Annotated in this window: 4 protein-coding genes; 2 read left to right on the top strand and 2 right to left on the bottom strand. The window is 32.5% G+C overall.

What is annotated here, in order from left to right:
• A partial coding sequence (locus DIU01_RS00085; RefSeq protein WP_290831231.1) for a DUF5686 family protein occupies positions 1–1,347 on the top strand: 1,347 nt, incomplete at its 5' end.
• Between the two features lie 118 nt (positions 1,348–1,465).
• A complete protein-coding gene (locus DIU01_RS00080) occupies positions 1,466–1,825 on the top strand; it encodes a hypothetical protein (RefSeq protein WP_290831230.1) in 360 nt (119 codons plus the stop codon).
• An 82-nt stretch (positions 1,826–1,907) separates the two neighbouring features.
• On the opposite strand, the gene DIU01_RS00075 is transcribed toward DIU01_RS00080, so the two are convergent.
• Entirely contained in the window at positions 1,908–2,672 is a 765-nt protein-coding gene (locus DIU01_RS00075; RefSeq protein ID WP_290831229.1) for a TSUP family transporter, read from the bottom strand.
• Positions 2,673–2,819: 147 nt separating this feature from the next.
• Complete coding sequence (gene murA / locus DIU01_RS00070) at positions 2,820–4,127, bottom strand: UDP-N-acetylglucosamine 1-carboxyvinyltransferase (RefSeq protein ID WP_290831228.1); 1,308 nt, start codon at positions 4,125–4,127, stop codon at positions 2,820–2,822.
• Between the last annotated feature and the right edge of the window lie 235 nt (positions 4,128–4,362).

Genomic DNA, 4,362 nt, shown 5'->3' with positions numbered 1-4,362 from the left:
TTTTGGGAAACCATTCGTCCTGTTCCGTTAACAAACGAAGAATCTACCGATTATGCTAAAAAAGATGCTTTGCAAACCAAGAAAAAATCGCAAGTCTATTTAGATTCTATCGATGGAAAGCGAAACAAATTTGGTTTTTCTGATATTTTGATGGGTTATAGTTATAGAAATTCGTTCAAAAAATGGTCTATAAATTATGATGGTCCATTACTTTCAACTTCATTCAACACAGTTCAAGGTTGGAAAACGCAAGTAGGATTATCGTTTGTAAAAAGAGACGAAGATAAAAGAACTTTTACAAGAATTGGTTCCCGATTTGACTACGGATTTGCCGAAGAAAAACTTCGTGTAACTGGAGATTTTTATAGAAAATTCAACAATACCAACAACAGTCAATTATATGTAACTGGTGGAAGTAGCGTTTCTCAATTCAACGGAAGCAATCCAATTACCAATTTAGGAAATACAATTAGTACCCTTTTCTTTAAAAATAACTTTATGAAAGTGTATGAAAAGAATTTTATTGCTGCCAATTTTGGTAGAGAAATCATTAACGGATTGAACCTGAATTTTAACTTAGAATATTCTGAAAGAAAACCACTTGAGAACAATACCGATTATGTTTTAATTAAAAATGACAAAGAGTATACATCAAATAATCCGTTGCTACCAAATGATAATGTAACTCCAGCAATTGTAAAACACAATTTAGTTAAAGCAAATGTGAATGCAAGAATTAAATTCGGACAGCAATATTGGACACGTCCAGACGGAAAATACAACATTGGTAATGAAAAATACCCAACGCTAAACATTGGTTACGAAAAAGGATTGGCAGCAACAGATAAAAAGTATGAATACGACTTAATTTCTGCTCGTGCAACTTATGGTTTGTCTATTGGAAACAAAGGATATTTGGATATGAATTTAAAAGCTGGAAAGTTTTTTAATGCCGAAAATATTTCATTCATAGATTACAAACATTTCAACGGAAACCAAACGCACATCAATAATGGCGGAACTTATACGAATGTATTTAATAACTTACCTTATTATTCTGCAAGTACAAACGACAGTTTTATTGAATTTCATGCCGAACATAACGACAAAGGTTTTATCATGAATAAATTACCATTACTGAAGTATTTAAAATCGCAATTGGTTGTAGGATTTCATAATCTTTCAATTCCAGAGCGAACTCCCTATCAAGAATATACAATTGGTTTAGATAACTTAGGTTTTGGAAAACTTAGAATTTTTAGATTGGATTATGTTCGCTCTTACCAAAATGGATTTCAAGGAGATGCTATCGTTTTCGGAATAAAAATACTTGGCGGCGCAAATTAGAAGTTTTAAAATTACCAATAATAAAATCCAAATTCCACTACTAATTAGGTGTGGGATTTGGATTTTTTTTTTAAATAATAATCTGATAATTATTGCGTTATATTTCAAAACCAAACCAATGAAGAAAATTATTTATATTTTACTAATGATCATTTTTGCATTTTTTGCATTAGCGTTAATTCCGATAAATACTTCTAAAGAAAATAGTGTTGAAGTTTCAGGAACTATAAAATCACTATCCGAAGGTGGTGCTAAAGATTTAGTTTTCGAATTAGAAAATGACAAAACTACTTATTATATCAATCGCGGATTAGAAAATCGATTTGAATTGGATAAATCTAAAACCGATTTTATTGGCAAAAAAGTGACTTTAAATTATGCTAAAAGTTGGACACCATTAGCACCTTTTGGAACAACTTGCAAACACATCACACAAATTTCTGTTGATGGCAAGGAAGTTTATTCGGAATTCAAATAACAGCGTAAAATCTCAAAAAATAAATTCCAAATTCCAAACTTATCGATGAAGTATTGGAATTTGGAATTTTTACTATTGGAATTTATTTAAACACATCATATCCAAAACGAATTAATGTACCAATAACAATAATCAAAAAGAAGATTCTAATAAATCCGTTTCCTTTTTTAATGGCCAATTTTGCTCCGATAAATCCACCAAGCGCATTACAAACCGCCATCGGAATTGCAATTGCCCAAATGATTTTTCCTTTTAAAACGAATAGGCAAATCGAACCAAAATTTGTTGCAAGATTCACCATTTTAGCATTTGCGGAAGCATGAAGAAAATCGAAACCTAGAATGGCTACAAATCCTAAAACAAGAAAACTTCCTGTTCCTGGACCGATAAATCCGTCGTAAAAACCGATCAAAACACTTATAATTATGGCGTACAAAAGTTGTCTTTTTGGTGTGTGATTTTTTTCTTTACTTTGCCCGAAATCTTTTTTAGCAAACGTGTAAATCGCAATTAAAACGAGTATAATTAATAGTAAAGGTTTCATGAAATCATTACTCACCGTCGTTAAAAGTTGCGAACCCATAAAAGCAGAACAAAAAGAGATTACAGCCATTATAGAAAGTAACTTCCAGTTCATATCAACCTTTTTCAAATACTGTCGAGCCGCAAAAGATGTTCCGCTAAACGCTGGAATTTTCAACGTACCAATAATTGACGAAACTGCAGCATTCGGTAACAAAATCAATGCAACCGGAGTTTGAATCAATCCGCCACCGCCAACAATCGCATCAACAAAACCGGCGAAAAATGAGGCAATGCAAAGGATAATAATTATGTAAGTTTCCATAGATACGAAAAATTCCAAAAAAAAAATTCCAAATTCCAAAAGAAATTCCAAAAAAAGAAATTCCAAATTCCAAAAGAAATTCCAAATTCCAATACTACTGTTTAAAGTTTGGAATTTGGAATTTCAAATATTGGAATTTATATTAATTTATTCTCTTATTATGTTTGCTCCAAGAGCTCTCAATCGTTCGTCAATTCGTTCGTAACCTCTATCAATTTGCTCAATGTTTTGAATTGTCGAAGTTCCTTTTGCAGAAAGTGCTGCAATTAATAATGAAATTCCAGCTCTAATATCTGGCGAACTCATAACAGTTGCTTTCAATTGCGATTCGAAATTATGTCCCATAACTACAGCTCTGTGCGGATCACACAACATAATTTTGGCACCCATATCAATCAATTTATCCACGAAGAATAAACGGCTTTCAAACATTTTTTGGTGAATCAATACATCACCATTCGCTTGCGTTGCAACTACCAAAACAATACTCAATAAATCTGGCGTAAATCCTGGCCATGGCGCATCGGCAATAGTTAGAATAGAACCATCAATATCGGTTTTTACTTCGTACGTTTCATGTGTTGGAATATAAATATCGTCACCACGTCTTTCAAGAGTAATTCCTAATTTTCTAAACACACTTGGAATCACACCTAAGTTATCCCAAGACACATTTTTAATAGTGATTTCACTTCTTGTCATCGCCGCAAGACCAATCCAAGAACCAATCTCAATCATATCTGGAAGAATTCTGTGTTCGCATCCACCAAGAGAATCAACACCTTCAATGGTCAATAAATTAGAACCTACTCCGGTAATTTTAGCACCCATAGAATTCAACATTTTACACAATTGTTGCAAGTAAGGCTCGCAAGCAGCGTTGTAAATTGTAGTTGTTCCTTCGGCTAAAACGGCAGCCATAACAATATTGGCAGTTCCAGTTACCGACGCTTCGTCAAGCAACATGTAAGCACCTTTTAGTTTTCCGTCAACTTCAACGCCATAAAAATGGTCTTCTCTTTCATAACGGAATTTTGCACCAAGATTGATAAATCCTTCAAAGTGCGTATCTAATCTTCTTCTACCTATTTTATCGCCACCAGGTTTTGGAATATATCCACAACCAAAACGTGCCAAAAGCGGACCAACAATCATAATTGAACCTCTTAAACTTCCGCCTTCTTTCTTGAATGCTTCTGTTTTTAAGTAATCAACATTTACTTCATCGGCTTGAAAAGTGTAATCTCCAGGACCATTTTTTTCAATTTTAACTCCTAAATTTCCTAGAAGCGTAATTAATTTATTGACATCAATAATATCAGGAATATTAGTAATTCTAACTTTTTCTGATGTTAACAAAGCAGGACACAAAACTTGCAATGCCTCATTTTTAGCTCCTTGTGGTGTAACATCACCTTTTAGTCTAATGCCTCCTTCAATTTTAAAAACTCCCATTTTTTTTCTGTATATAGTAAAATTGTATGTTGTATACTGTAGAATCGATTTACAATTTTACAGTATATAGTATACAAATTAAGGTTTTGGATTATTGTTATTGTTATTTTTTACAAAAGGTTTTTTACCTGAAATTGGCTTTTTAAAACCTTGAATTTTTAAGTTTTTTTGCTGTGGTAGCAATGATTTATTCGATACTTTTTTATTAGTTCTAATTAAATCATTTGTAGTTAAA

The sequence above is a fragment of the Flavobacterium sp. genome (assembly GCF_003525665.1).
Taxonomy (GTDB): domain Bacteria; phylum Bacteroidota; class Bacteroidia; order Flavobacteriales; family Flavobacteriaceae; genus Flavobacterium.
Note: the sequence above shows the minus strand (reverse complement) of the source record. Positions and strands in the feature narration are given on the sequence as shown.